The sequence below is a fragment of the Mucilaginibacter limnophilus genome (assembly GCF_004005815.1).
Classification (GTDB): domain Bacteria; phylum Bacteroidota; class Bacteroidia; order Sphingobacteriales; family Sphingobacteriaceae; genus Mucilaginibacter; species Mucilaginibacter limnophilus.
Map to the genome: position 1 here is coordinate 928,600 of NZ_SACK01000002.1, position 23,430 is coordinate 952,029.

The following is a 23,430-nucleotide window of genomic DNA, read 5'->3' on the forward strand; positions in this document are numbered from 1 at the left end:
GGAAAAAAATAAAAACCTTAAAATTTACATTAAAGGTAGAAATGGAGAATCCGGCATATGTTTTTGAATATTTAATAATTAAGGATGCCTCAAAAAAATGTTATTATGAAAAAACTACTATAGGAGACAGTATCTGGACTCAAATATATATTAGGGGTGTTGCAGTAATGTTACACACAAACAAGGTGGATACATTACATAGTAAAATTGAATTGGAAGAACCGCATCTACAATCGCATATTTTACCTGATATGGAATTCGAAAAACTTGGATACAAACTGAACTTAATCGGCTTACATAAGTTCAAAAACTTCGACTGTTATGGAACTAAAATAACATCGCCGGCCGGGAAGGGAAAACAAATTTCTATAGTAAGAATACCGGATATCTTGTAATGATAAATGACTTGGAAACAAACACCATATTTACTGATTATATGTTATATGGGGCTTGTCTGTATCCAAACAGAACGATTATTAAACTGTGTGATGGGCGAACAATGGACCATATTAAGTAAAGAGGTTATAGTAAATCCGGAAGTAAATAATTCTTGGTTTGGTTTTAATTTTTATGTGCTGTTATTTCAAATAATGGCAAAAAATAACTCTTTAAAAACATTTATTTAGTCATGTTGTTGCAGTATTGGTATAAAGAACGTAATGTAAGCATTGTGATTTTTTACTATTAAATTTTATCATTATTCTAACTTTCAACTTATGAAGAAAATTTTCTTATTAGCCGCAATCGCTGTTGTGCTTTCAGCAACACAAACATTTGCGCAATCAGCCTACAAAAACTCATTTGGTTTGGGTATTGATTTTGGCGAGGGATCGACCCTTGTTGGCCCTACCTACAAGCATTTTTTTAATGGTAGAGATGCCGTACAGGCCGACCTGTTATTTGGTGGCGATGCCGTTTGGTTGGGTGGTTACTATCAATACCATCAATCATTTCCTGATGCAAGATCATTAAAATGGTACTTAGGTGTTGGCCCTCAACTGGCTTTTGTAGATGATGACTATTACGACAATAGCAGCACTTTTGTGTTTGTTCGTCCAATGGTTGGTCTTGACTTTAAAGTTCCGGGAGCCCCAATAGGTATGAGCTTTGATTGGCGTCCAATGTGGCAATTAAACCATGACTCGGATTTTGAGCCGGCCCGCTTTGGCTTAAGCTTCCGTTATACCATTAACTAAATTTAATAAGGCATATAAACAAAAAAGCCGCTTTAAGCGGCTTTTTTGTTTATATGTCCGGCGCATTTAAAACAGTGAGCGGACTAATTAACCGCATACGATAGCAGTTCATAGCTGTTTCGCCAAGTTTGGCTACCAGTTTATAGTTTACAACCGCGCCTACCGCCGCGCCGATAAACGGGATTAGTTGCGCCATCTTTGCCAGGTCAATATAATCGCGGTATTCCTGCTGAAAGGTGCGCCAGTCAAACTCATCGGCCGTATCAGGCAGCGTGCGGCTGTAGCCCTGCCAGGCAGCAATTTTATTGTACACCTCGTTGCGACCTTTCTGACTACTAAACGCAAGCTGAAAAATGTATAGGATGTACAGCCGTTCTTTATAATCGCTCACATCATAACCGTACAAAGCAGCGATATCAAACAGCAGCTTTATTTTTATACCAATAAGTATCGGAAAATCGGCCAACCCCATCAATATGCCGCCCGCGCCGGTAATGGCTCCTTCCACCGAGGCGGTTTTTTGGTAAAACTCAATTTGCTGCCTAACCCGTGCTTCCCGAAGTTCTAACGATGCATCGGTTAACGGAGCAGTAGTGGTATACCTTGCGCCAAATAATACACCCTTCACCATTTTTTCAATAGCGACAGTAATGGCATTATGTACCTTTTCAGGGATAATCCCATTGATCTTGTCCTGCACGCCTTTCGCTATACGGCTGCCCAGCGATGGCTTTTGCTGCATACGGCGTTGCCAAAATTGTAGCTGTATGTGGGCTTGCTGTTCGTAGGTGTCCATAGGTTATCAAATACACAGATAGACAATAGGTATTTATGATAAACTGTTCTTAGATATTAGCCGGCAAAATGCTTTTCTTTCACCGTTTTCATTATTAAATGTGATATCTGTAATGCCAAAATATGTTTTTACCCGTTGAATATCGTTTTTGTTAACAAAAGTCTTTTTCCGACCTAAATCTCGAAATACTAAATCATTCGAAACGGGGTCTAAAAATAGCTCTTGCAGATGATAGTATCTCAATACACCAGCCACATGAAAGTGGATGAATGCAAACGATAAATAAACTAACCAGAAAAAAACTTCCCCTGAAAAAATCACAATTAAAAATGTACAGATGTGAACCAGTATAACCATGGTTGGAAACAGCGTTGCCAATATATAAGTATCGTCTTTGGTTAATTTTATCATACAAGTGAAAGGCTTTGTAACAAATATATAAATAAGCAATTACCAAATAATTCACATACTTATATGTTCATACATTACAATAAATATACTACATTTAACCAATCAATTAACCTGAATAATGAAATCCAGCAAATTTGTAATTGTCCTGCTTTTATGCGGAATTAGCAGCGGTACCGCTCTCGCACAAAATACTGATCTCACAACACTCAACTTCACAGTTGAAGAAGCGCCCGAATGGACAGCCTTATTCAAGCGTACGTCCGGCTGGTTTGGCGCTGACGGCGTGTATTCTATTCCGCTTAACGGGAGCGACAAACCCGGAAACAATACAAAAACTTTGCTGCTGTTCAGCGATACCATGATTGGGGAGATAAAGGATGGTAAACCCCAGCCGGGTTATACCATGGTGAACAATACTAATGCCTTTATTTCCGGTGAGCCAAAACCTGAGAATATTAAATTTAACTACCCGGTAGCTATAAACGGCAAGCCACTTACAACATTCATTCCTAATACACCAAACACTCAGAAAGGCGAATATTACTGGCTGGGCGATGGTTTTGTGAACGAGACAAACGGTAAAGTTTATATTCATGCTTATCGTGTACGTAACGACAAGCCTGAAGACGTTTGGGCTTTTGAAGAAAAAGGTACTACGTTAATATCATTCCCGAAAAACAGCCAGCCGCCGTTTAAAGATCAAAAACAAATGGATACGCCTTTCTTTATCGAGGGCAAAACTCCAACCGATTACGGTGTGTTGGGTTCAGCGGTGTTTGTAAATACAGAAAAGGCAGGTGCGCCCGCACCCGATGGCCATATATATGTTTACGGTACCCGTACCAAAAACAAAACCCTGCTTGTAGCGCGTGTACAGCCGAAAGACTATGAAGATTTTACCAAATGGCGCTACTGGGATGGTACTGCCTGGAACACCGATATCAATAAAATTGCTGATGTTACCGACCGTGTATCGCACGAGTTAAGCGTTACACCATTAGCCGATGGGCGTTATATACTGATCTTTCAGGAAGACGGTATTGGCAATAACGTTTCAGCGCGGTTAAGTACAACGCCTTACGGCCCGTTTGGTCCGGTGATAAAGTTGTATGAAACAACTGTAAATAAAGAGAACAAAAACTTTTTACCATACAACGCCAAGGCGCATCCAAACCTGTCAAAGCCCGGGGAACTGCTTGTGAGTTATAACGTGATATCGTTTGATTTTTATAACGATATGAAAATCTATCCGCAGCACTACCGTCCAAGGTTTGTCAGGTTGAAATTTGGCGATAAGTAATAAAAAAGGCTTCAGAAATTCTGAAGCCTTTGATTTAACAGGATTTCTCTTGTTAAAGGATATAATAAATGCTTAGGTTGAGAGAATTTATGAAGCTGATGCCAAAGGTATTTGATGAAGCAGGCTGATACCCGGTGGTTTTTTGGTGACTGTACGATACATTGCCAATGCCTGAAGCCAAACCGAGGTTTTTTACAGGGAAATAAACAAAATCGAGCCGGATGCCGCCGCTGATCTCTTTTATATTTTGTGTTTGCTCCGGATAGTTTACGTATTTGTTTTTGCTTTTGGAGTATGCCAACGAAGGCCCTGTGCGAACGCCTATTTTATCATTAAACAAAAAGTACTTACGTAAAAAAATATTACTGAAATATGAGTCGCTCTTTAGGTTGTATCCGTTAGGTGTGTTGGTAACTTCATTATTGCCATAACCATAGCCGGCGCTTAATCCTAAGTCAAGCTTGTCCGCAATAAAATAGCTGTAACTCGCAGCTATGTTGTATTGATTAGATTTAGTTTTGGCTTCAACTGTTACGTTGTTTTGAAAATCAAAATCGGTTCTTTCGCCGTTTGTGGTCGATGCGCCAAAAGATAAGCCAAGGTGTTGCTGCCCTTTTTCGGTTTGGGCATAAGAAGCCTGTACAGCGATGCCGCAAAGCAGCATCACAACAAAGAATTTTGTCATAAAATAATTGTGTGTTTAAATTGAATAAATTGTGTTAAAAACGGCTTTATGACAGGAGAAGCTGTGGCAGGGTTTAATGCCTGAAAAAATAATTCAAAACTTAGAGGCTCTTAAATGACAAAAGCCCCGATTCCGGGGCTTTTGTCATTTGTTGTTCTCTTATTAAATTAAAGGGGTTGCCAGTTCACTAATCAGAAAAATAGCAATCAGCGAAAGAAAGGTTAGAAAGGCATACATTTCAGACCGGAACTTACTGTTAAGTATTACAGAAATCCTTCCTGTGCCCATCACTCTGCAATATTTTTTATAGTTCACAATTGCAGCTGCTCCTAACATAATAGGAATTAAAAATACAAGTACGCTCATATCTCATAGGTTATTTAATGAACGTATCTACAATTGAGTTTAAGATATTGTTTTCGTAAGAAGAAATTAATCTTAATTTTTTTCTCTATTTACTGATTTATAGCACTTTATTTTAACTGTTATTTAACCGTTATTTTCCTTCTGCCTGCTTTTCCTGTGCCAGCATGGCTTCCTTAATATATTTTACCGGCGCGCTTCCGTAGCTTAAAAACTTTTCATTAAAATCTTTCAGGCGGTATTTATCGGCCATTTTCTTTTTGTACGCTTCACGTAGTTCTGTTATTTCTTTATAGCCCGTAAAATAACTTGTAAGCTGTACACTGCTAACCGTTACACGCGTCCATTTACCCTCGGCTTCAGCTTGTTGCTGAAATGCTTCTTTAGTAAGCAGCTTAATCGCCTGCTCTTTGGTCATGTTACCTGCATGCACGTTATAATCTAGTATGGTATTGCAAACTGTACGTAAATTCCATTTGTACCATATCAGTTTCATTTCGGGGGCGTTGTTGCCATATCCTGCGTCAAGCATCATTTCTTCGGTATATACGGCCCATCCTTCTACCATAGCGCCATTGCCAAAAATTGATTTTATCATGCTCGGCGATTTGTTTGAATAAACCAGTTGTGCATAATGGCCTGGTATGGCTTCATGTATATTAAGTATCTGCAGGGTGTAATCATTGTATTCGCGCAGGTAGCTTTCGGCTTTATCTTTATCCCAGCCGCTTAGGCTGCCAACGTTGTAATAGGTTTTCCCTGTTTTCTCGTACGGTCCCGGCGCTGATACTGACGCGCCTGCAACACCAGCCATGTAGGCAGGCTCTTTACGTACAACAAGCGGTTTCGACGCATCGAGCGTAAGCAGTTCCTTTGCCTGTACAAATGCGCTAAGCTGGGGTATCTGTTTTTCTATAGCCGATTGAAATTGCTCGGGCGTGGTATGTTTTGTTGATATTTCGTTGATCACTTCGGCCACCATTTCCAGCGAATCAGCAGGCAGGGCTTTAGCGCCCATGTATTTAGGCCAAAGCTCACGACTGATTTTTATCATTTGCTTATGAAGATATTTTTTACGCTCCATTGCTGCGTTAAACACCTGCTGGGCAGTGAATGACGATTGTATCTCATTCTCAAACTTTTCATCGTATAATGATTTGCCAAGCCTGAAACTGCGTCCCTTATCACTTTTAATGGATTGCAGCCATGTTGTGAAATTTTTAATAGCAGTGGCCGCAAGCTGTGCCCTATCGGTCATTTGCTTTTGTTGCGCTTCAGCTATACCGCTTTTTTTCAAGGAATCGGCAAAATCCTTTGAAAATATGTCGGCCCCACTGTTGAGCTGGTTAATGGCCAGTTCGGTAAGTTCGGGTACAGGGTTTTTAACTTGTTTTTGCGCTTCTTTAAAATACTCGGGTACGCCTTCCATTTTCTGGTAAAAGCTGGTAAGGCGTTTTGAGAGCGGGGCGTAAGGTTCATTTAAAATGTAAGCGAATGTGCCTGATATGTTATAAGTGGTAGGATCCCATTCATATGCTTTAAGCTGCTCGAGCCGCCATTGCGACGCACGTAAGTAATTTTGCATCAGGTAATAGTCCATCCGGTTAGATTCCGACAGTTCATTCTCCGGGTAGCGGCTCAACGAATCAAGGTTTTGCTTGGCAAAGCTGATCAGTTTCTTTTTATAGTCAGACGGCATTACCAGCAAACTGTCGTTTTTATGATATCCCAGCGTTGTTGCCCAGTCGGGGTCTATCTCCCAAAGCTTTTCCAGAAAGGTCTGCTCATAAACGACGAAACTGTCGTTGTTTTTATCTTCAGGCTGCATCATTTCGCCCTCTTTTTTACAGCCTATCAGCATGGCCATGCCGGTAACAGCAGCAATCAGTAATTTTTTATACACAGCGCAATGTTTTTGTTTATGCCGATAAACTTAAGGCATTTAGCGCAAATAAAATATAGCGCAAAAAATTTCAACCCTATTGCGTTTGTATTGTTACGCTTAAAAAATGTTATGGAAAATAATCAGGAATTATTAATAGCCGAGTTGGTTAAACTACTGCAGGGCGGTATGGCGCATGCTGGTTTTAAAGATGCTGTTGAAGGTCTGCCTGCCGATCTGCGTGGTGCAAAGCCAGAAAATGTACCGTACAGCATTTGGCAACTGGTTGAACATATACGCATTGCACAATGGGACATGCTTGAATTCAGTCGTGACGCAAATCATAAATCACCAAAATGGCCTGATGAATATTGGCCAGCTGAAACAGCACCTGCCGGTGAGGATGAATGGAACAAATCGCTTACCCAAATTGAAAATGATCTTGAAGCGTTTATCAGCCTGTTAAAAGAAGGCGACCTGTATAAACCGTTTCCTCATGGCGAAGGACAAACATTGCTGCGTGAAGCCCTACAAATAGCCGATCATACTTCGTATCATACCGGCGAAATCATCGCGCTGCGCAGAATATTAGGGGCGTGGAAATGATTTAGCAAACACTAAGTTTTTGAAATTCTAAAATCTAAATCCTAAACTCTAAAGCATTTGATTTATAACTAACAAATACAAATGTTAAGATTTAGTATTAGAGTTTAAGAATTAACATTTAGGATTAGCATTTAGAATTTCAAAAAACTACTTTAATCCATTCACAAAGTTAACAATACCCGTAACCAGCTCGGGTTTGAGCGGCAGCGTAGGGTTACTATATGTGGCGGTATTTTGCTTTACATCGGCAGGTGCTTCTTTCAAAATATGATTCATGCCTGGAATGATGAGTAATTGCGCTTCTGACTTTGCTTTCTTCAACTTTTCTGCTTGTATGGTAGCTATTTGTATGTCTGTAGTGCCCTGAACAATAAGCACAGGTATTTTAAGTTTTTTCAGCTCCTTTGCCGGATCAAACCTGAACCACGACATGATATAAGTTTGTACCGATGGACGTGCCAGTGCGTACAATGCCGGATCTACATTTGGCGTAAGCTTACCTTTGCGCAAACTATCAACAATTCGTTTAAAACCATCAGCAATATATTTAGGCTGACTTTTCAGCTGCTCGGTAACTACTTTTTCAGCAGGTTCACCGGCGCCCGCTACTGATATAAATCCGGCAACTGAAGCATCACGGGCAGTAATCATGCCGATAAGTGATCCTTCACTGTGGCCAAGTAATATCACTTTTGAAAATTCGCCTTTTTCAGTGATGTCGTTAGCAATACCAAGCGCGTCTTCAATCATATCGTCAATCCTTAATTCAACTTCTTTAGTGGTGCTAACGCTTTGGCCAACCAGGCGTTTATCATACCGTAAAGTAGCAATACCTTTTTTGCCCAGTTCATTAGCCAGCATGGCGTAAGTATTGGCATGAATGTTCATTTTGTCATTATTGCCATTACGGTCTGTAGGGCCGGAGCCGGCTATAATAATCACCAATGGTACTTTACCTGTAGCGTTTTTCGGTTTTACCAGCGAACCGGCAATACTGCCCGAAAGCGTTTTCAGTACGTAAGGTGTTTCGCTTAATAATGACGCATCAATTATTGATGCCGGCGCTTTTTGCTGATTTATCTCCGCCTCGTAAGGTTTAAGCAACAGACCCTGGTATTCGTTTTTATCGTTTACAGCTACGTTCAGTAAAAAAGTAGCTTTTTCAAAATTGGCTTTATATGATGATATGCGGTTCTCATTCTTCACAAACTCTGTGCTTACCAAGTTGCCTAACTGGTTGCGCAGTTGTATGGTGCTCGACTTGAATTGCTCAAGCGGCAGTGCGGCCTTCATTTGTGCACTGAAACGTGTAAATAAACTATCGGGCTGGCCTGAATTGTAGAAAAACATAAACCGTTTAACAGCTTGTTTATCAGCCTCGGGTTCGGTTTGTGAAAAGGCATTCAATGAAAAAAATAATCCGAACGCTAAAACAGCGGTGCGCACAATATTCATTATGTATTTGTTTTGACCATAAAAGTAACAAATTAGGCGGCTTAAAGAATAACCCGTAGATAATTCCAACTGATGTTTTATTGCTTAAAAGGTAACTTTTGTTAATTTTAAAACGTTAAAAAGTGATTATATTTAGTTATCGGTGAATAATGTTGCTATATTGCGATACTTAAACCGATCCTTTTCTCCGTAGCTGCATTAATGAGATTACTGACCCGTTGTGTACTTTCCCTTGTTTTGGGGATGATCTTTAACTATTCGTATGCGCAGACGGATTCGACAGGTATACAAGGCAGAATACTCACAGAATTTTCGGCACCGGCCGAAGCTGCCACGGTAAGATTACTCAGCCATCCGGATTCTATACTTATATCCTCAACCATTACAGATAAAAATGGATTTTTTCAGTTTAACAGGATAAAGCCCGGTAATTACTTCATAGCAGTTACAAAGGTTGGCTATAAGCGCTTGTACAGCATAAAATATCAGATACTGGCTAATAGTAGTGTAAAAGCAGCATCCGTGAGGCTGGTACCTTTAACACATCAGTTACAGGAAGTAAAAATCCAGGCTAAAAAAGATTATGTTGAAGTACGGCCCGATAAAACTATTGTGAATGTAGATAAAAGCATTGTAGCTGCAGGCAGCAACATGCTTGATGTATTGGGCGGTACGCCGGGAGTGCGTGTATCGGGCGATGAAGTTTTGTTTAAAGGCGGCCAAAAGGCGCTGATAGCGGTTAACGGCAAGCCGGTGCTTCTGTCGAGTGAGCAGCTTGCCGAATTGCTGCGGAATTACCAGAGCAGCCAGGTAAGCCAGGTTGAACTGATTGAAAACCCTTCGGCACGATGGGACGCTGCCGGCGGCGGCGTAATCAACATCATCCTGAAAAAAGACCAAAACCTGGGCTGGCGGGTTAACATTAATGAAACTGCTGCTATAGGTCAAAATTACCGGTTAACCTCAAGCACGGCGGTGAACTACCGCAGCAGAAAACTTAACCTGTTTGCTACCTACACTGTTGGCCGCAGCGAAACAACGCGTGAATGGGATATTAACCGTAATATCCAGAATAATGGCGCTACAGAGGGGTATGATGTGAACTATCGAAGCAACATCCGCTTAAGCACTCACAGCTTTAACACAGGTGGCGAACTGTCCTTTAACCCTAAACAAAGTTTAGGCGCACTGGTGCAGGGAAACATTAACCCTACAGGTATAGGTAAGCGAAACAATACCTACCTGATGCGAAACGGGATTACCGACTCAACTATTACAACCGGCTCGTTTATTGACAGGGATGTAAGTAATATCAATTACAATCTTAATTACCGGGGCGTTTTTGGCAAGTTTGGTGAGCACACGCTTTCGGCTGATGCCGATTACATTATGTACGACCGGGCTTCGGTTGAAGACCTTACTAATAATTTTTACAACGCCTCAGGCTCTTTTTACCGTGATCCGTTGAAGCTGTATATCACCTCGCCGTCGGATATCGATGTATACTCATTTAAAATTGATTATACCCGTTTGATAGATAAGATCAGCAATGTGGATATTGGTTTTAAAACCAGTAAGGTTAAAAGCATCAACAGGATCGACTTTAACAGGGTAGATGGTAACAGCCGCACATTGGTTGATTCGCTCACCGGCCGGTTTAATTATAATGAGCGTATAAACGCCGGTTATGTAAACTACGTGCGGCGTATGAACAACGTAAGTATAACTGCCGGTTTAAGAGGCGAAATGACAATGGCCGACAGGGTGACCTATAACCCGGCAAATACTGCCGATACCAGTTATTTTAACATATTTCCAAGTGTAATAATCAATTATGATCTGAACGACGATCATCAGCTGTCATTTTCGTACAACCGGCGTATCGAAAGGCCAAATTATCAAGACCTGAATCCTTTTGTAGCATATATCGATAAATATGCTTACAGCACCGGTAACCCTTATTTAAGGCCACAATACCGTAGTAGTTTCCAGATATCCGATATCTTTTTGTATAAATTCAGAGGTTCACTGGCCTTTAATGTTACTAAAGATTTTTATACAAACATCTTTCAGCAGGATAATGCCACCGGTGTATATACCACCGTTACGGCTAACATTGGTACACGTCACCAGTACATGGCCGAGATACGCGCGCCTTTTAAAATTGGTAGCTGGTGGGATATTAACGCTTATGCACAGGGTACTTATGAAAGGTTTTTATATAAAACGCCCGGCGCTGCTAACAAAGCGGCTTACGATCTGATAGTGCAGGTAAACCAGCAGTTTAAAATAACTGACAAAGTAAGCGCCGAGCTTTATACTTCATATGAAACGCCTACTTATTTCGGCATAAAATATTACCGGGAGCAATATTTTGTGAACGCCGGAGTAAGCCGAGGTATCTTGAGTAATAAGGGAAGCATAAAGCTGCAGATAAGCGATATTTTTAACACACGCACGTACCGATATAACACCACCTATTTAAACCTCGATTTGCATGGAAGGGAAAAGTCCGGAACCCGTTTTGTGACGCTAAACTTTTCTTACAGATTTGGTAATGATGCGCTGAAGAACGCCCGTAAACGCACAGGTGGCAGCCAGGACGAGCGAAACAGGCTTGGTGATTAAGCTACCCTCACCTCTTCATACTTACCTTTTATTTTTTTTACAAAGAAACGGCCTAACGATTCGGCTTGCCTGAATTTTTTGTAGAATGCGGGTGGAAGCTTTAAATATTGCCAAACGCCGCCATTGTCTCTGAACTCAAGCTCGAGTATCTTATGCTGTTTGTCGTAGCCGATACTTTGCAGTGCTGATGATTGTACAGGTTCGCGTTTCATGGAAAATATCAATCAAAACCTGTACCATTTAAACAGGGTTATCCGGCGTAGCCGCTAAGCATACTAAAGGTAATTATGCCGAGGACCAATAGCGTGATAAAGGTATAGAGATGATCTTTTTCGATAACAAAACCAACTGCCGAAAAGATAAGGCGAAATACAGGAGTGGCTATAAGCAGCATAATGCCTGCCTGTATAATGGCGCCGCCTTTAAGATGCAAAATATTACCAAAAACGTGCGCAGGCTGGGCGTAATCAGGTATCCCCTTGAAGGCAGTATAAGCAGCTTGCTGGTTGCCATGATGAAGCAAAAAAATAATACCCCCAAGCGCGGCAATACTTATGGATGCATAAACACCAATACGCAGTAAGTTGCCTATTATAACCTGTAATCTGTCCATTAAATTTGTCCGCTCAATCCTCTGTAAATCATTTGTACTGCCAGTAAAAAAATTATTCCAGCAAACAGCCATTTTAACAAGTTTGACGACTGAGTTTTAACCAGTATTTTAGAACCTGTAATAGCGCCAAGCACCACACCAATAACAACCGGCATACAAACTCCCGGATCAATGTACCCCCGTTGCAGGTAGATTACCGCGCTGGCCGCAGCGGTAACACCTATCATAAAATTGCTGGTAGTGGTTGAAACCTTGAATGGTATCCGCATCAATCCGTCCATCACCACCACTTTTAACGCCCCCGAGCCTATGCCGATAATCCCCGAAACCATCCCGGCCAGCATCATTAAAAAGAAGCCGCCGCCAACATTTGCTATTTTATACGGAATGTGGGTATCTCCGTCAGGATACTCTCCGTCGAGTTTTAGTTTATCTGCGAGATAACTCTTTTTTGTGTTGATGTGATTCTCTTTTTTGCGAAGCGATATTATTGACGAAGCAATTAAAATAAAGCCGAAAAGCAGGGCAATATAATGCGCCGATATGTAAACAGCTACCAATGCGCCTATAAAAGCACCGATGGTTGTAGCAATTTCAAGGAAGATACCCAGCCGCATGTTGGTAATGCCTTCTTTAACATAAGCTGCCGCCGAACCTGATGACGTCGCTATAGCCGATACAAGCGAAGCGCCAACCGCGTAATGTATATCAACATGAAGCAAAATGGTAAGCAGCGGAATAATAACAAAACCACCGCCAAGGCCGGTTAACGACCCGAGGAAACCAGCCGCGTAAGCACCTAAGAAAAGTATCAGCGTAAATATCAGTATCGTCATAGAAGTACGGCCAGTTAAGCAAAAGTAGGATTTTTATTGCCAAAGGGTTAGCTAATATCATTGTAATGTTTGTATTTCAATAAGGTTCAACAATAACTAATATGATGTGTTAAGCTAAAAACCCTTAATGCTATGGCTTACCAGAAAATAGTTGAGTTGCTTGGCAACGATGCCGAAAACCTGTTGAATTATAAAAGCAATACCTTTAGTAAAGACCTGCTGCACCTGCCCGGACCGGATTTTGCCGACCGTGTGTTTGTGCAAAGCAACCGCAATCAGCAGGTGATACGTAACCTTACCGCCATGTATAATCACGGACGGCTGGCCGGAACGGGCTATTTGTCGATATTGCCTGTCGATCAGGATATAGAGCATACTGCAGGCGCGTCGTTCGCTAAAAATCCTTTGTATTTCGATCCGGAAAATATCATTAAGCTTGCTATTGAAGGCGGCTCGAACGCGGTGGCAACCACCTTTGGTAACCTGGCCATCGTGTCGCGCAAGTATGCACATAAAATACCGTTCATTGTGAAGATCAACCATAACGAGCTGTTGACTTATCCCACAAAATATAACCAGATCATGTTCGGGTCAGTTGATGATGCCTGGAACCTTGGCGCAGCTGCGGTAGGAGCGACGATTTATTTTGGCTCGGAAGAGTCGGGAAGGCAGATCATCGAAGTGTCTCAGGCTTTTGAACGCGCTCATGAATTAGGTATGGCCACCATATTATGGTGTTATACACGTAACAATGCATTTAAAAAAGACGGCGTGAACTATGAAACAGCCGCCGATATAACTGCGCAGGCTAATCATATAGGCGTTACCATACAGGCTGATATTATCAAACAAAAAATGCCTGATGTAAACGGTGGTTTCACCGCATTGAATTTTTCAAAGAGCGACCCGCTGATGTACAGCGAACTGGCAAGCGATCATCCTATCGACCTGTGCCGGTACCAGGTGGCAAATTGTTATATGGGCAGGGCAGGGCTCATCAATTCAGGTGGAGAGTCAAAGGGTCCTGGCGATCTGGCTAATTCGGTGTTGAACGCCGTGATAAACAAACGTGCAGGTGGTACCGGGTTAATTTTAGGCCGCAGGGCCTTTCAAAGGCCTTTTGCTGAAGGTGTGGAATTTCTGCATACCATACAGGATGTGTATCTTGCCCCTGAAATCGACATAGCCTGATACCACAAATGAAACAGATACTCACCCTTACGTTAAGCCCGACCATAGACAAAAGCACCAGCGTTGACAAAATAATCGCCGAGCAAAAACTGGATTGTGATTTACCCAAGTTTGAACCGGGCGGTGGCGGTATCAATGTTTCAAGAGCGTTAAAAAGATTAGGGGTTGATTCTATAGCATTGTTTCCGTCGGGCGGTTTAACAGGCAAGCGTTTGCAGGCGCTGCTTGATGAAGAAAATATCACCCAGCATGCCATACTTACCAAGAACCTTACACGCGAGAACTTCATTGTGGTAAGCCGTGCCACCAATGAGCAATTTCGCTTCGGTATGCCTGCACCAGAACTGCTTCCGAAAGAAGAAGCAAAAGTGTTAAAGGTGATTAAAGAGCTGGCCCATAAAATTGGTTACATTGTAGCCAGCGGCAGTATTCCGCAAGGTATGAGTGATGATTTTCTGGCCAAAGTTGCCCGCATTGCGCATAAGGAAGAGGCACGACTGATAGTGGATACTTCGGGCGAGGCGCTTAAACATGCTGTTGATGAAGGAGTTTACCTGCTGAAGCCTAACCAAAGCGAGCTGCGCCGATTAACCGGTTTGGAGGTGGAAAGTAACGACGAGGTAGAAGCCGCAGCACACCAGATTATTGACCGTGGCAAGTGCGAAGTGGTAGTGGTATCGATGGGGCCGCATGGCGCGCATACCGTAACTAAAGACTTTTCAGAGCATGTAAGCGCACCAAGCGTTAAAAAGCGCAGTACTGTTGGCGCCGGCGATAGCATGGTGGCCGGCATGGTTTACGGCTGTACAAAAGGTTTTGATTTGCAGCATATTGTACGTATGGGTATTGCCTGCGGCACCGCGGCAACCATGAACCCCGGAACTGAGCTGTTTAAAAAAGATGATGTTGACAGGTTATATGAGTGGCTGGTGAAGAAGATAAAGTAAGTTAGTTACCTGTTTTGTATTTCCTAAAACCTATCCTTATGACTTTATCTGAACTTATAATTAAAACCTCTTTTAACTTTTCTGTTTGGTTGATAAGAAGCTGTTTTAACACAAAAATTTGTGATGATCAGCATGATGATTTAAGACGAATGGATATCGGCACACTTGGCAGGGATATAGCTGACTGCCTCGACAAGCATGGCATAAAGATGGTGCCGGGTTTCGAAAGCCATGATTTGAAGCACGTTTTGCTCGACTTCAAAATGACGCCTCTCGACGAAATAAGGATGCAGGCGTTTATGTTGGGCAACGGAAATTATTCATTTGCATGTTTCGCTATCTTGCTGTTTGGAGCTATACTATTACCAAACAGTTGGGTATTATTTTATAGGGATTTTTTAGCCGGAAGAAATACACAGCCGATAAGCAACTATACTATTCAAGGCTATGCAGGTATGAACACCTTGTTACTGCGTCATCAAATTGAAGGTAAACAAGTACAGGAGCATTTTACAATGTACTCTTTCGTAAGAGCAGCCGCATTTGTAATGATTTTAAGTGGTGTATTTGGAATGTGTTTCTGCCTTCCGTTTCTATTCTCATCCAATATAGCTGATCTTATCGGCGCAGGATTTCCCTTTCTAGGAGGAGCTGTTTTAACGGTTGGTGGAGTTTTGACTTTATCTCAGCAGTCAACTCATCAATATAAACATGTAATTTCAGTTGGGGTTAAAGTCAATTGTTAAAAAACGTTAATCTGTATTGACCTAAACATCAACTTGCTTAAGTTTATTGCAACCTTAGCAATAAACCATGTCAACCTTAACCACATTAGTTAAAGCACTATGCGTAGGCTTGTGCCTGTGCATAACTATCTTCAACACTTCTTTTGTTGTCGAAAAAGACTTCCTTGAAAAGCAAAAGAGCAACATCCGGGTTAAAACCGCTTATACCGATAAGGAAAAACTGATTAACCAGCGACTGGCGCCTTTCAACATCTCACTTAATAACATTAACATCTTAATTACCGCTTTTAAGGCCGAACAGCAGCTCATTGTTTATGTAAAAAAGCCGTCGGATGCCAGGTATCAAAGGTTTGCAAGCTATGATATCTGCTCAAGGTCGGGTATGCTCGGTCCCAAACGCAGGCGCGGCGACGGACAGGTGCCTGAAGGTTTTTATTATATCGACAGGTTTAATCCGGCAAGCAACTTTTACTTGTCACTTGGCTTGAATTACCCTAACCAGGCCGATAAGATACGCGCCGGAAACAATGATCCGGGCAACGATATCTTTATTCATGGCAGCTGTGTCACGATAGGCTGTATGCCCATGACGGATAATCTTATCAAAGAAATATACGTCCTTGCAATACAGGCACACCATAGCGGTCAATTACGCATACCGGTTTATGTGTTTCCTTACCGTTTTGACGGTGTAAGCTCCACGGCATTCGCGGCACCATATCAGCAGGACAAACCTACTATTGCGTTTTGGAATACGTTGCGTTCAGGTTATAACAGGTTTATTTCAACCAAACAGGAACTGGCCGTACGTATAGATAATAAGGGGGCTTATACTTTTTAACCGGATACTTTACTTTTTCACGATAAGCGCTATATTAGCACTTTGTATGTACATTTGAAATGAATCTTTTCACTGTACACTTACCAATTTTTAAACTATCGTGAATAAGCAAAAAATTTATGCGCTGGCTGTTGCTGGCCTTATCGCATTTTCGGCACAAGCCGGTAATATCGATACAGCTAAACGGTTTTCAGTTACTAACGCTTTAGGCAATAACATGGTTGTGCAGCAAGGCAAACCCTTAAAAATATGGGGAAAAGCACCTGCCGGCGATGTAATTGAGTTAAATGCCGACTGGGGCAAAAGTGCAAAAACCACTGCCGGCGCCGATGGCAAATGGCTGGCAGAAATAAAAGTTCCTTCTGCAAAGCGAGGCGATTTTAAGCCGCATACCATTACCATCATTCACAAAAAAGCATCAGGTTCAAATATTGTTACCGACAATTTGCGGTTCACTAATGTTTTAATCGGCGATGTTTGGTTTGCAAGCGGGCAATCAAATATGGAGCTACGCATAGCGGCCGTTCCTGGCTGGAGCAGCGGTATTAAGGATTTTGAGAAAGAAGTACCGCTTACCAATTATCCTAACATACGGTTGTTCAAATCGGATATGGGTATCGATTTCACCCCTCAGGACACTATAAAAGGCGGTAAATGGGAAGTATGTTCGCCAAAAACAGCTGCAGGTTTCAGCGCAGTAGCTTACTTCTTCGGTCGCGAACTGTATAACAAACGGCAAATACCCATTGGCCTTGTCGACCAGGCCATACCCGCTACAGCTGCGCAAAATTTTACTGATATCAATGTGCTTCTGGCTGATAGCATCCTGAAGAAAAAGTATGTCGATCCCTATGCAAAGGCGGTTGACAGTATCAAAGCAAAAAATGATAAAGCAACCACACTGGCCTCTCTTACTTACCCAGGACTGGTGTACAACAAGATGATCTGTCCTTTTCAGGATCTATCAGTAAAAGGCTTCATCTGGTACCAGGGCGAATCAAATAATCTTGATAGCACATTATATACCCACCTAAGCACAGCCATGTTGCAAAGCTGGCGAAAGGACTTTGAGCAAGGCGACCTGCCATTTTATTTTGTACAAATGACACCTTACAAATGGAATAATAACGATTCTACTGCCAACTGGTATGCCAAATTCCGCGAAGCGCAGGAAGCTATACTTAAGGTTAAAAACACGGGCATGGCAGTTACGATGGACATCGGTGAGCCGGACAATATTCACCCGCTGAATAAAAAAGATGTAGGTGTTCGTTTGGGCAAAATTGCGCTGGCAAAAACCTATGGTGAGGATGTAATTTATGAAGGCCCGCATTTTAAAAGCTTTAAAGTTTATGGAAGCTCCGTTACCGTTCAGTTTGTAAAAAGCAGCATAGCAGGCGGTTTAAAAACTAACGACCGCATGGCGCCAAAGTATTTTTATCTGGCAGGCGCTGATAAAAGGTTTTATAAAGCTGACGCGAAGATTGTAAACAACCAGATAGTGCTTACATCTCAGCAGGTTCAAAAGCCGGTTGCGGTACGCTATGCGTTTACCAATTTCCCCGTTACAAATCTATCCAACGGTGCGGGGCTGCCTGCTGTTCCTTTTCGTACCGATAATTGGACGAATTAAATATAGTTGATTATAACCTGAAAAGTATTTATACTTGTATATACAAGCTGCCAATTAAACCCAAGTATCAATGAAAAAATCATTAAGCTATGCCTTAAGTACTGCCTTTATTATATGGCTATTAATAGGATGTGGTTCAAATGAGAAGCAATCTCAAACTGAAAAAGACTTTGCCTCTTATGTAAATCCTTTTATAGGCGCCAGTACAAAGGCAGGTGAAAACCAAACGGAGTTTTTCCCCGGAAAAACATATCCCGGCGCAGTTTCGCCTTTTGGTTTGGTGCAGGTTAATCCGAATACTATCGACGGCGGGGATAATGCATCTGGCTACAGTTATGAACACACCAGCATACATGGTTTTTCATTTGCTACCATGAGCGGTACCGGCTGGTATGGCGATCTGGGTAATTTTTTAGTGATGCCAACCGCCGGACCAATGAAAACATTTGGCGGCAGAATTGAGCATAAAGGCGAAGGCTGGCGCTCGGAATTTGACAAGAAAACAGAGAAAGCTACGGCAGGGTATTATAGTGTTGTTTTGTCCAACTATAACATTAAAGCCGAAGCTACAGCAACGCCGCATTGCGGTATGCTGCGGTTCACTTATCCTAAGAGTGATAAGGCAAGGGTACAAATCGATCTTGCGCGACGCATTGGCGGAACTTCGGTGCTGCAATATGTAAAAGTGGTTGACGACCATACTATAACCGGGTGGATGAAATGTACACCTGAAGGCGGTGGCTGGGGTAACGGCGATGGCAAGGCCAACTATACCATGTACTTCTACGCACAATTTAGCAAGCCGTTAAAAAACTATGGCGTATGGAGCGCCGATATCCCGGATGGCTGGGTACGCAAAAGGGATGAAGTGTTAAGTGATGCCTATATCAAAAAGGTTGCTGAGGCGTCGATTCTAAAAAATATCAAAGAAAAAGAAGGTAAACACTTAGGCTTTTATACCGAATTTGATACTAAAGATAAAGAGCAGGTGCTAATGCGCTCAGGGATATCATTGGTGAGTATGGATGGCGCGAAAAAGAACCTTGAAGCTGAAATAACCGACTGGAATTTCGACCGCGTGCATAACGCTACACGCGCTGCCTGGAATGCTCAGTTAAGTAAGATCAGCGTGGAAGGCGGTACAAAAGATGAGAAAACAGTTTTTTATACCGGACTTTACCATACCATGCTTGATCCGCGCAATATTGAGGATGTTGACGGGAATTATACCGGCGGCGATAACAAGGTGCATACCTCGCCCAACTTTACTAAACGCTCAATATTCAGTGGCTGGGACGTTTTCCGCAGCCAGTTCCCGCTGCAAAGTGTCATCAACCCGTCGGTAGTAAATGATGCTATAAACTCCCTAGTTGAACTTGGCGACGAAACAGGCAAACATTATCTTGAACGCTGGGAGTTCCTGAACTCATATAGTGGTTGCATGATAGGAAATCCGGCCGTTGTGGTGATTACCGACGCTTATGCGAAAGGTATACGTGATTACAATGTGCCGAAAGCATATCAATATGCAATAAATACTATCGAGCGCTCGGGCAACGGTGATAAAGGCTTTGCTGTATATTGCGACCCGCGCAATGAGGGTACCGGCTACGCCGTTTCGCCGTTTAGCATATCCAATACGCTTGAATTTAGCTTTGATGAATGGTGTATGTCGCGCATGGCGGGCTTCCTAGGTAAAAAAGATGATCAGGCAAAATACCTGAAACGTTCGGCAAGTTATAAGAATGTATTTGACAAGGAAAGCGGCTGGTTCAGGCCGAAAAATGAAGATGGTACATGGCAGGCATTACCGCCTGAAGGTCGCCTGAAACAATTTTATGGCACCGTTGAAAGTAACCCGTATCAGCAAGGCTGGTTTGTACCCCATGATATTCCTGGTATGGTGGCGCTTATGGGCGGCAAGCAGAAGGTATTGGCCGATTTAAATACTTTCTTTACAAAAGCGCCTAATGATTTTGTATGGAACGATTATTATAATCATGCTAATGAGCCTGTACACCATGTGCCTTTCCTGTTCAACCGTTTAGGTGAACCATGGAACACCCAGAAGTGGACACGCGAAATATGCCGGAGCGCTTATCACAATGAGGTGTATGGATTGGTAGGTAACGAAGATGTGGGCCAGATGTCGGCATGGTATGTACTGGCGGCAAGCGGTTTCCATCCCATAGCGCCGGGTGATACCAGGTATGAGATCACCAGTCCGGTTTTCAGTAAAGTGGTTTACAAGCTTGACCCTAAGTATGCTAAAGGGAAAACGTTTACCATAACAGCCGAAAACAACTCGCCCGAAAATATCTATATTCAAAGCGCTAAATTAAATGGCAAAGCATACAATCATTGTTATATCGACTATAAAGAAATAACCAACGGCGGTACGCTTGAACTGGTAATGAGCAACGAGCCTAATAAAAACTGGGGCATTAATTAGTTAGTTCAACGCTCTGGTTTGTAAATATTTTACTACTTTGTATGTACATGCTTTTTAAAAGTTGTATTATTGAGCATTATTAACCACCTCAGGCACCTAAGGCTGAAACTATTATAAACCCATTTAATGAACTACGCTATCCGTTTTGTTTCCTTTTTGTTTGTTTCGCTGACAGCATACAGCGGTTACGCGGCTATTAAGGTAGCCAATGTGCTGCAAAGCAATATGGTAGTGCAACAGGGTAAACCGTTCAAGCTTTGGGGGGCTGCAACAGCAGGCGAAATGGTAAAAATTACTGCCGACTGGGCATCAGCTGTAACAGTAAAAGCCGGCACTGACGGTAACTGGATAACTCAGGTATCTGTACCTAAAGCAAAAACAGGTGATTTTACAGCGCACGTAATAACCGTTGATAACGGCAAGGAAACGCTCAAGTTTACCAACATCCTGATAGGGGATGTATGGTTTTGTGTGGGTCAGTCGAACATGGATATGCCGGTTACCGAGGCGATGTTCCTTACGTATCCCGGTGTGCTGAATTACAAAGAAGAAATAGCTGCGGCTAATTTCCCGGCCATACGGATGTATAAAGCACAAGCCGAATTTAAAGTAGCGCCTCAGGGTGATACAAAAGGGAACTGGCAGGTATGTTCGCCGCAAACGGTGGGTAATTTCAGCGGTGTAGCTTACTTTTTTGGCAGGCAGCTGTTTTTAAAGCTGAATATTCCAATTGGGTTGGTTGTATCGGCAGCGCCGGGTGCATCAACGCAGGCTTTCACAAAAAGGGAGGTTCTTGAAAGCGATCCTACACTAAAAAGCGTTTACCTGACGCCTCAGCTCGACAACATCAGCATACAAAAAAAGGTAGATACAACCGGCTTTTTCAGCAATGTTACCAAGCCAACGCTGCTGTACAACGGCAATATTTACCCGTTTCTGAACCTATCTGTTAAAGGTATCATTTACTATCAGGGTGAATCAAACGCGCGCAGTGACAAGCGTGATGAGTATATCTTATTGTTCACCAAAATGGTTGCCGACTGGCGCAAGGATTTCAAGCAAGGCGACCTGCCATTTTATTATACCCAGATAGCGCCTTTCCGCGAAGCGGGAGAGGACAGCACCGATTACAAAGCGGCTATCTTTCGCGAAACACAAGGCCTTTTGTCAAAAATAAAAAATACGGCCATGGCGGTTACCCTCGATGTGGGCGAAAAGAAAACCGTACACCCAAGCGACAAGCGTAGCGTGGGTGAGCGCCTTGCCCGCATTGCACTCAACAAAACTTACGGTCAAAAGAATATAACATTTAGGGGTCCGCGTTTTTCGGCATATCACGTAAACGGTAATACCATTACTATAGATTTTGATAAAACAAGCGCCCTGACCACCAAAGATGGCAAAGCGCCTGTAGGTTTTATGGTTGCCGGAGAAGACAAAGTATTTCATCCGGCTGAAGCAAAAATAACAGGCAATACCGTGATATTAAGTAATTTTAATGTAGCTAAGCCGGTAGCGGTACGCTATGCCTTTACCAACTGGGTAGGCACTAATTTGCAAAACACAGACGGCTTGCCTGCCATGCAATTCCGTACTGATAACTGGGATAAATAATTAAGTAAACCACAAAGAGAGAGAAGATATGAACAATCAGGTTAAACTATTGAAAAATGCCGCGCTTATTGCTGGTTTGGCATTTTTGGCTTGCAGTACAAAAAACAGCACTGCCCAAACCGAAACTGTAAATACCGACACGGTAAACATAAAATACACTGTTGAAGAGGCTCCCGAATGGACAAACCTTTTCATCAGGCAGTCGGGCTGGTTTGGGTCTGACGGGATATACGCTATTCCGCAGGATGGGAAGCGCTATAACAGTCCTAATGCCAAGTCTAACAACATGTTTATCTTCAGTGATACCATGATTGGTGAGATAGTAAACGGTGAGCTGAAAGAACGCAAAATGGTGAATAACACCGTAGCCTATATAAAAGGCAGCGAACCTAAAAAAGAGAACATTACTTTTTATTGGGATAAAGATGCAGCAGGTAAGCCAAAAAGCATGTTCATCCCCAATACACCGTCAACCAAGCCGGGCGATTATTATTGGCTGGGTGATGCGTACTATAACCCTGTGTTGAAAAACACATACATTATCGCTTACCGCATGCACACCATGGATCCGAAAGACGACTGGTCGTTCCGTGAAATGGGTACCAACCTCATCATCATCCCTAAAGGAAGCAAGCCGCCTTTTAAAGATCAGCGCCAGGTAGAAACACCGCTGCATTTTGACACGCATGAAAATGGCGGTTTCGGCGCAGGTATATTCGTAAATACAAAAGAAGCCGGCGCGCCAAAGCCTGACGGCTACGTGTACATATATGGCAATGGCGGGTTAAAAGGTAAAGGTTTGTTAGCTGCACGCGTGTTGGAAAAAGATTTTGAAAACTTCAGCGCATGGAGATTTTATAACGGCAAGGAATGGGTTGCCGATATGAAAGAATCAGCCGCGCTGACAACCAATGTATCAAACGAGTTAAGCGTTTCACCACTTCCTGACGGTCGTTATGCACTGGTATTTGAACTGGGTGGCATGGGTACTACCGTAGCTATGCGTATAGGACTAAGTCCGGTTGGCCCATGGGGACCTGTTAAAGAACTGTATCATTCTAAACCGGCTAACAGCAAATTTATACACTACAATGCCAAAGCACACCCAAGTCTTTCGGCGCCGGGCGAACTGCTGGTATCATACAACCAGAACTCGTGGGATTTTCATGAGCAGCTTGCTAAGTTCCCTAACCTGTATCATCCGTTCTTCCTTAAGGTGAAATTTGAATAAACCA

The 23,430-nt window shown here is 42.5% G+C and carries 21 protein-coding genes; 13 read left to right on the forward strand and 8 right to left on the reverse strand.

The window, feature by feature from the left end:
• Positions 1 to 41 precede the first annotated feature (41 nt).
• A complete protein-coding gene (locus EOD41_RS08700; protein ID WP_127704385.1) occupies positions 42 to 395 on the forward strand; it encodes a hypothetical protein in 354 nt (117 codons plus the stop codon).
• Between the two features lie 321 nt (positions 396 to 716).
• The gene (locus tag EOD41_RS08705) at positions 717 to 1,196 is read left to right on the forward strand and encodes a hypothetical protein (protein ID WP_127704386.1); all 480 of its coding nucleotides are present in this window, start codon (positions 717 to 719) and stop codon (positions 1,194 to 1,196) included.
• A gap of 49 nt (positions 1,197 to 1,245) precedes the next feature.
• Here EOD41_RS08705 and EOD41_RS08710 read toward each other — a convergent pair whose 3' ends face one another.
• Both EOD41_RS08710 and EOD41_RS08715 read right to left on the reverse strand, forming a co-directional pair.
• Positions 1,246 to 1,992 carry an EcsC family protein gene (locus EOD41_RS08710; RefSeq protein ID WP_127704387.1) on the reverse strand — a complete coding sequence of 249 codons (747 nt, stop codon included), beginning with the start codon at positions 1,990 to 1,992 and terminating at the stop codon, positions 1,246 to 1,248.
• A 33-nt stretch (positions 1,993 to 2,025) separates the two neighbouring features.
• A complete protein-coding gene (locus EOD41_RS08715; RefSeq protein ID WP_127704388.1) occupies positions 2,026 to 2,403 on the reverse strand; it encodes a hypothetical protein in 378 nt (125 codons plus the stop codon).
• A gap of 118 nt (positions 2,404 to 2,521) precedes the next feature.
• Here EOD41_RS08715 and EOD41_RS08720 point away from each other — a divergent pair, with 118 nt between their 5' ends.
• On the forward strand, positions 2,522 to 3,703 hold the full coding sequence (locus tag EOD41_RS08720) for a DUF4185 domain-containing protein (RefSeq protein ID WP_127704389.1): 1,182 nt from the start codon (positions 2,522 to 2,524) through the stop codon (positions 3,701 to 3,703).
• 52 nt (positions 3,704 to 3,755) lie between these two features.
• Here the strand turns inward: EOD41_RS08720 and EOD41_RS08725 are convergent, their stop codons facing one another.
• On the reverse strand, positions 3,756 to 4,388 hold the full coding sequence (locus tag EOD41_RS08725; protein ID WP_127704390.1) for a DUF6850 family outer membrane beta-barrel protein: 633 nt from the start codon (positions 4,386 to 4,388) through the stop codon (positions 3,756 to 3,758).
• Between the two features lie 496 nt (positions 4,389 to 4,884).
• Complete coding sequence (locus EOD41_RS08735) at positions 4,885 to 6,654, reverse strand: DUF885 domain-containing protein (protein ID WP_240663280.1); 1,770 nt, start codon at positions 6,652 to 6,654, stop codon at positions 4,885 to 4,887.
• A gap of 111 nt (positions 6,655 to 6,765) precedes the next feature.
• Here EOD41_RS08735 and EOD41_RS08740 point away from each other — a divergent pair, with 111 nt between their 5' ends.
• Entirely contained in the window at positions 6,766 to 7,239 is a 474-nt protein-coding gene (locus EOD41_RS08740; protein WP_127704392.1) for a DinB family protein, read from the forward strand.
• A 147-nt stretch (positions 7,240 to 7,386) separates the two neighbouring features.
• On the opposite strand, the gene EOD41_RS08745 is transcribed toward EOD41_RS08740, so the two are convergent.
• A complete protein-coding gene (locus EOD41_RS08745) occupies positions 7,387 to 8,694 on the reverse strand; it encodes a serine aminopeptidase domain-containing protein (protein ID WP_127704393.1) in 1,308 nt (435 codons plus the stop codon).
• A gap of 201 nt (positions 8,695 to 8,895) precedes the next feature.
• Here EOD41_RS08745 and EOD41_RS08750 point away from each other — a divergent pair, with 201 nt between their 5' ends.
• Positions 8,896 to 11,322, forward strand: coding sequence for an outer membrane beta-barrel protein (locus tag EOD41_RS08750; protein WP_127704394.1), 2,427 nt, complete (start codon positions 8,896 to 8,898; stop codon positions 11,320 to 11,322).
• On the opposite strand, the gene EOD41_RS08755 is transcribed toward EOD41_RS08750, so the two are convergent.
• The 3 genes from EOD41_RS08755 to EOD41_RS08765 are packed head-to-tail and all read right to left on the reverse strand — an operon-like array spanning position 11,319 to position 12,771.
• On the reverse strand, positions 11,319 to 11,534 hold the full coding sequence (locus EOD41_RS08755; protein WP_127704395.1) for a KTSC domain-containing protein: 216 nt from the start codon (positions 11,532 to 11,534) through the stop codon (positions 11,319 to 11,321). The genes EOD41_RS08750 and EOD41_RS08755 overlap by 4 nt on opposite strands.
• A 38-nt stretch (positions 11,535 to 11,572) precedes the next feature.
• Positions 11,573 to 11,935 (reverse strand): DUF1634 domain-containing protein, encoded by a 363-nt coding sequence (locus EOD41_RS08760; RefSeq protein WP_127704396.1) that lies wholly within the window; start codon positions 11,933 to 11,935, stop codon positions 11,573 to 11,575.
• Positions 11,935 to 12,771, reverse strand: a complete 837-nt coding sequence (locus tag EOD41_RS08765; RefSeq protein WP_127704397.1) for a sulfite exporter TauE/SafE family protein — start codon at positions 12,769 to 12,771, stop codon at positions 11,935 to 11,937. The genes EOD41_RS08760 and EOD41_RS08765 overlap by 1 nt, the downstream gene beginning before the upstream one ends.
• Positions 12,772 to 12,903: 132 nt before the next feature.
• Between EOD41_RS08765 and EOD41_RS08770 the strand changes: the two genes are divergently transcribed.
• The 8 genes from EOD41_RS08770 (at position 12,904) to EOD41_RS08805 (ending at position 23,426) form a co-directional block, all read left to right on the forward strand.
• Positions 12,904 to 13,962 carry a class I fructose-bisphosphate aldolase gene (locus tag EOD41_RS08770; RefSeq protein WP_127704398.1) on the forward strand — a complete coding sequence of 353 codons (1,059 nt, stop codon included), beginning with the start codon at positions 12,904 to 12,906 and terminating at the stop codon, positions 13,960 to 13,962.
• 8 nt (positions 13,963 to 13,970) lie between these two features.
• Complete coding sequence (locus EOD41_RS08775; protein ID WP_127704399.1) at positions 13,971 to 14,909, forward strand: 1-phosphofructokinase family hexose kinase; 939 nt, start codon at positions 13,971 to 13,973, stop codon at positions 14,907 to 14,909.
• A 38-nt stretch (positions 14,910 to 14,947) separates the two neighbouring features.
• Positions 14,948 to 15,655, forward strand: coding sequence for a hypothetical protein (locus tag EOD41_RS08780; protein WP_127704400.1), 708 nt, complete (start codon positions 14,948 to 14,950; stop codon positions 15,653 to 15,655).
• A gap of 67 nt (positions 15,656 to 15,722) precedes the next feature.
• Positions 15,723 to 16,496: a L,D-transpeptidase family protein gene (locus EOD41_RS08785; RefSeq protein ID WP_127704401.1), complete on the forward strand. Its 774-nt coding sequence runs from the start codon at positions 15,723 to 15,725 to the stop codon at positions 16,494 to 16,496.
• A gap of 100 nt (positions 16,497 to 16,596) precedes the next feature.
• Positions 16,597 to 18,129 carry a sialate O-acetylesterase gene (locus EOD41_RS08790; RefSeq protein WP_127704402.1) on the forward strand — a complete coding sequence of 511 codons (1,533 nt, stop codon included), beginning with the start codon at positions 16,597 to 16,599 and terminating at the stop codon, positions 18,127 to 18,129.
• Between the two features lie 70 nt (positions 18,130 to 18,199).
• A complete protein-coding gene (locus EOD41_RS08795) occupies positions 18,200 to 20,581 on the forward strand; it encodes a GH92 family glycosyl hydrolase (RefSeq protein ID WP_127704403.1) in 2,382 nt (793 codons plus the stop codon).
• Between the two features lie 126 nt (positions 20,582 to 20,707).
• A complete protein-coding gene (locus EOD41_RS08800; protein ID WP_127704404.1) occupies positions 20,708 to 22,195 on the forward strand; it encodes a sialate O-acetylesterase in 1,488 nt (495 codons plus the stop codon).
• Positions 22,196 to 22,223: 28 nt separating this feature from the next.
• Positions 22,224 to 23,426 carry a DUF4185 domain-containing protein gene (locus EOD41_RS08805; protein ID WP_127704405.1) on the forward strand — a complete coding sequence of 401 codons (1,203 nt, stop codon included), beginning with the start codon at positions 22,224 to 22,226 and terminating at the stop codon, positions 23,424 to 23,426.
• Positions 23,427 to 23,430: the final 4 nt, after the last annotated feature.

Bases quoted from the DNA above. Each gene is read 5' to 3' on its own strand.
- EOD41_RS08740 (WP_127704392.1), top strand. From the start codon at position 6,766: ATGGAAAATAATCAGGAATTATTAATAGCCGAGTTGGTTAAACTACTG.
- EOD41_RS08705 (WP_127704386.1), top strand. From the start codon at position 717: ATGAAGAAAATTTTCTTATTAGCCGCAATCGCTGTTGTGCTTTCAGCA.
- EOD41_RS08805 (WP_127704405.1), top strand. From the start codon at position 22,224: ATGAACAATCAGGTTAAACTATTGAAAAATGCCGCGCTTATTGCTGGT.
- EOD41_RS08775 (WP_127704399.1), top strand. From the start codon at position 13,971: ATGAAACAGATACTCACCCTTACGTTAAGCCCGACCATAGACAAAAGC.
- EOD41_RS08770 (WP_127704398.1), top strand. From the start codon at position 12,904: ATGGCTTACCAGAAAATAGTTGAGTTGCTTGGCAACGATGCCGAAAAC.
- EOD41_RS08785 (WP_127704401.1), top strand. From the start codon at position 15,723: ATGTCAACCTTAACCACATTAGTTAAAGCACTATGCGTAGGCTTGTGC.
- EOD41_RS08755 (WP_127704395.1), bottom strand. From the start codon at position 11,534: ATGAAACGCGAACCTGTACAATCATCAGCACTGCAAAGTATCGGCTAC.
- EOD41_RS08780 (WP_127704400.1), top strand. From the start codon at position 14,948: ATGACTTTATCTGAACTTATAATTAAAACCTCTTTTAACTTTTCTGTT.
- EOD41_RS08720 (WP_127704389.1), top strand. From the start codon at position 2,522: ATGAAATCCAGCAAATTTGTAATTGTCCTGCTTTTATGCGGAATTAGC.
- EOD41_RS08710 (WP_127704387.1), bottom strand. From the start codon at position 1,992: ATGGACACCTACGAACAGCAAGCCCACATACAGCTACAATTTTGGCAA.
- EOD41_RS08715 (WP_127704388.1), bottom strand. From the start codon at position 2,403: ATGATAAAATTAACCAAAGACGATACTTATATATTGGCAACGCTGTTT.
- EOD41_RS08750 (WP_127704394.1), top strand. From the start codon at position 8,896: ATGAGATTACTGACCCGTTGTGTACTTTCCCTTGTTTTGGGGATGATC.
- EOD41_RS08800 (WP_127704404.1), top strand. From the start codon at position 20,708: ATGAACTACGCTATCCGTTTTGTTTCCTTTTTGTTTGTTTCGCTGACA.
- EOD41_RS08700 (WP_127704385.1), top strand. From the start codon at position 42: ATGGAGAATCCGGCATATGTTTTTGAATATTTAATAATTAAGGATGCC.
- EOD41_RS08745 (WP_127704393.1), bottom strand. From the start codon at position 8,694: ATGAATATTGTGCGCACCGCTGTTTTAGCGTTCGGATTATTTTTTTCA.
- EOD41_RS08765 (WP_127704397.1), bottom strand. From the start codon at position 12,771: ATGACGATACTGATATTTACGCTGATACTTTTCTTAGGTGCTTACGCG.
- EOD41_RS08795 (WP_127704403.1), top strand. From the start codon at position 18,200: ATGAAAAAATCATTAAGCTATGCCTTAAGTACTGCCTTTATTATATGG.
- EOD41_RS08725 (WP_127704390.1), bottom strand. From the start codon at position 4,388: ATGACAAAATTCTTTGTTGTGATGCTGCTTTGCGGCATCGCTGTACAG.
- EOD41_RS08760 (WP_127704396.1), bottom strand. From the start codon at position 11,935: ATGGACAGATTACAGGTTATAATAGGCAACTTACTGCGTATTGGTGTT.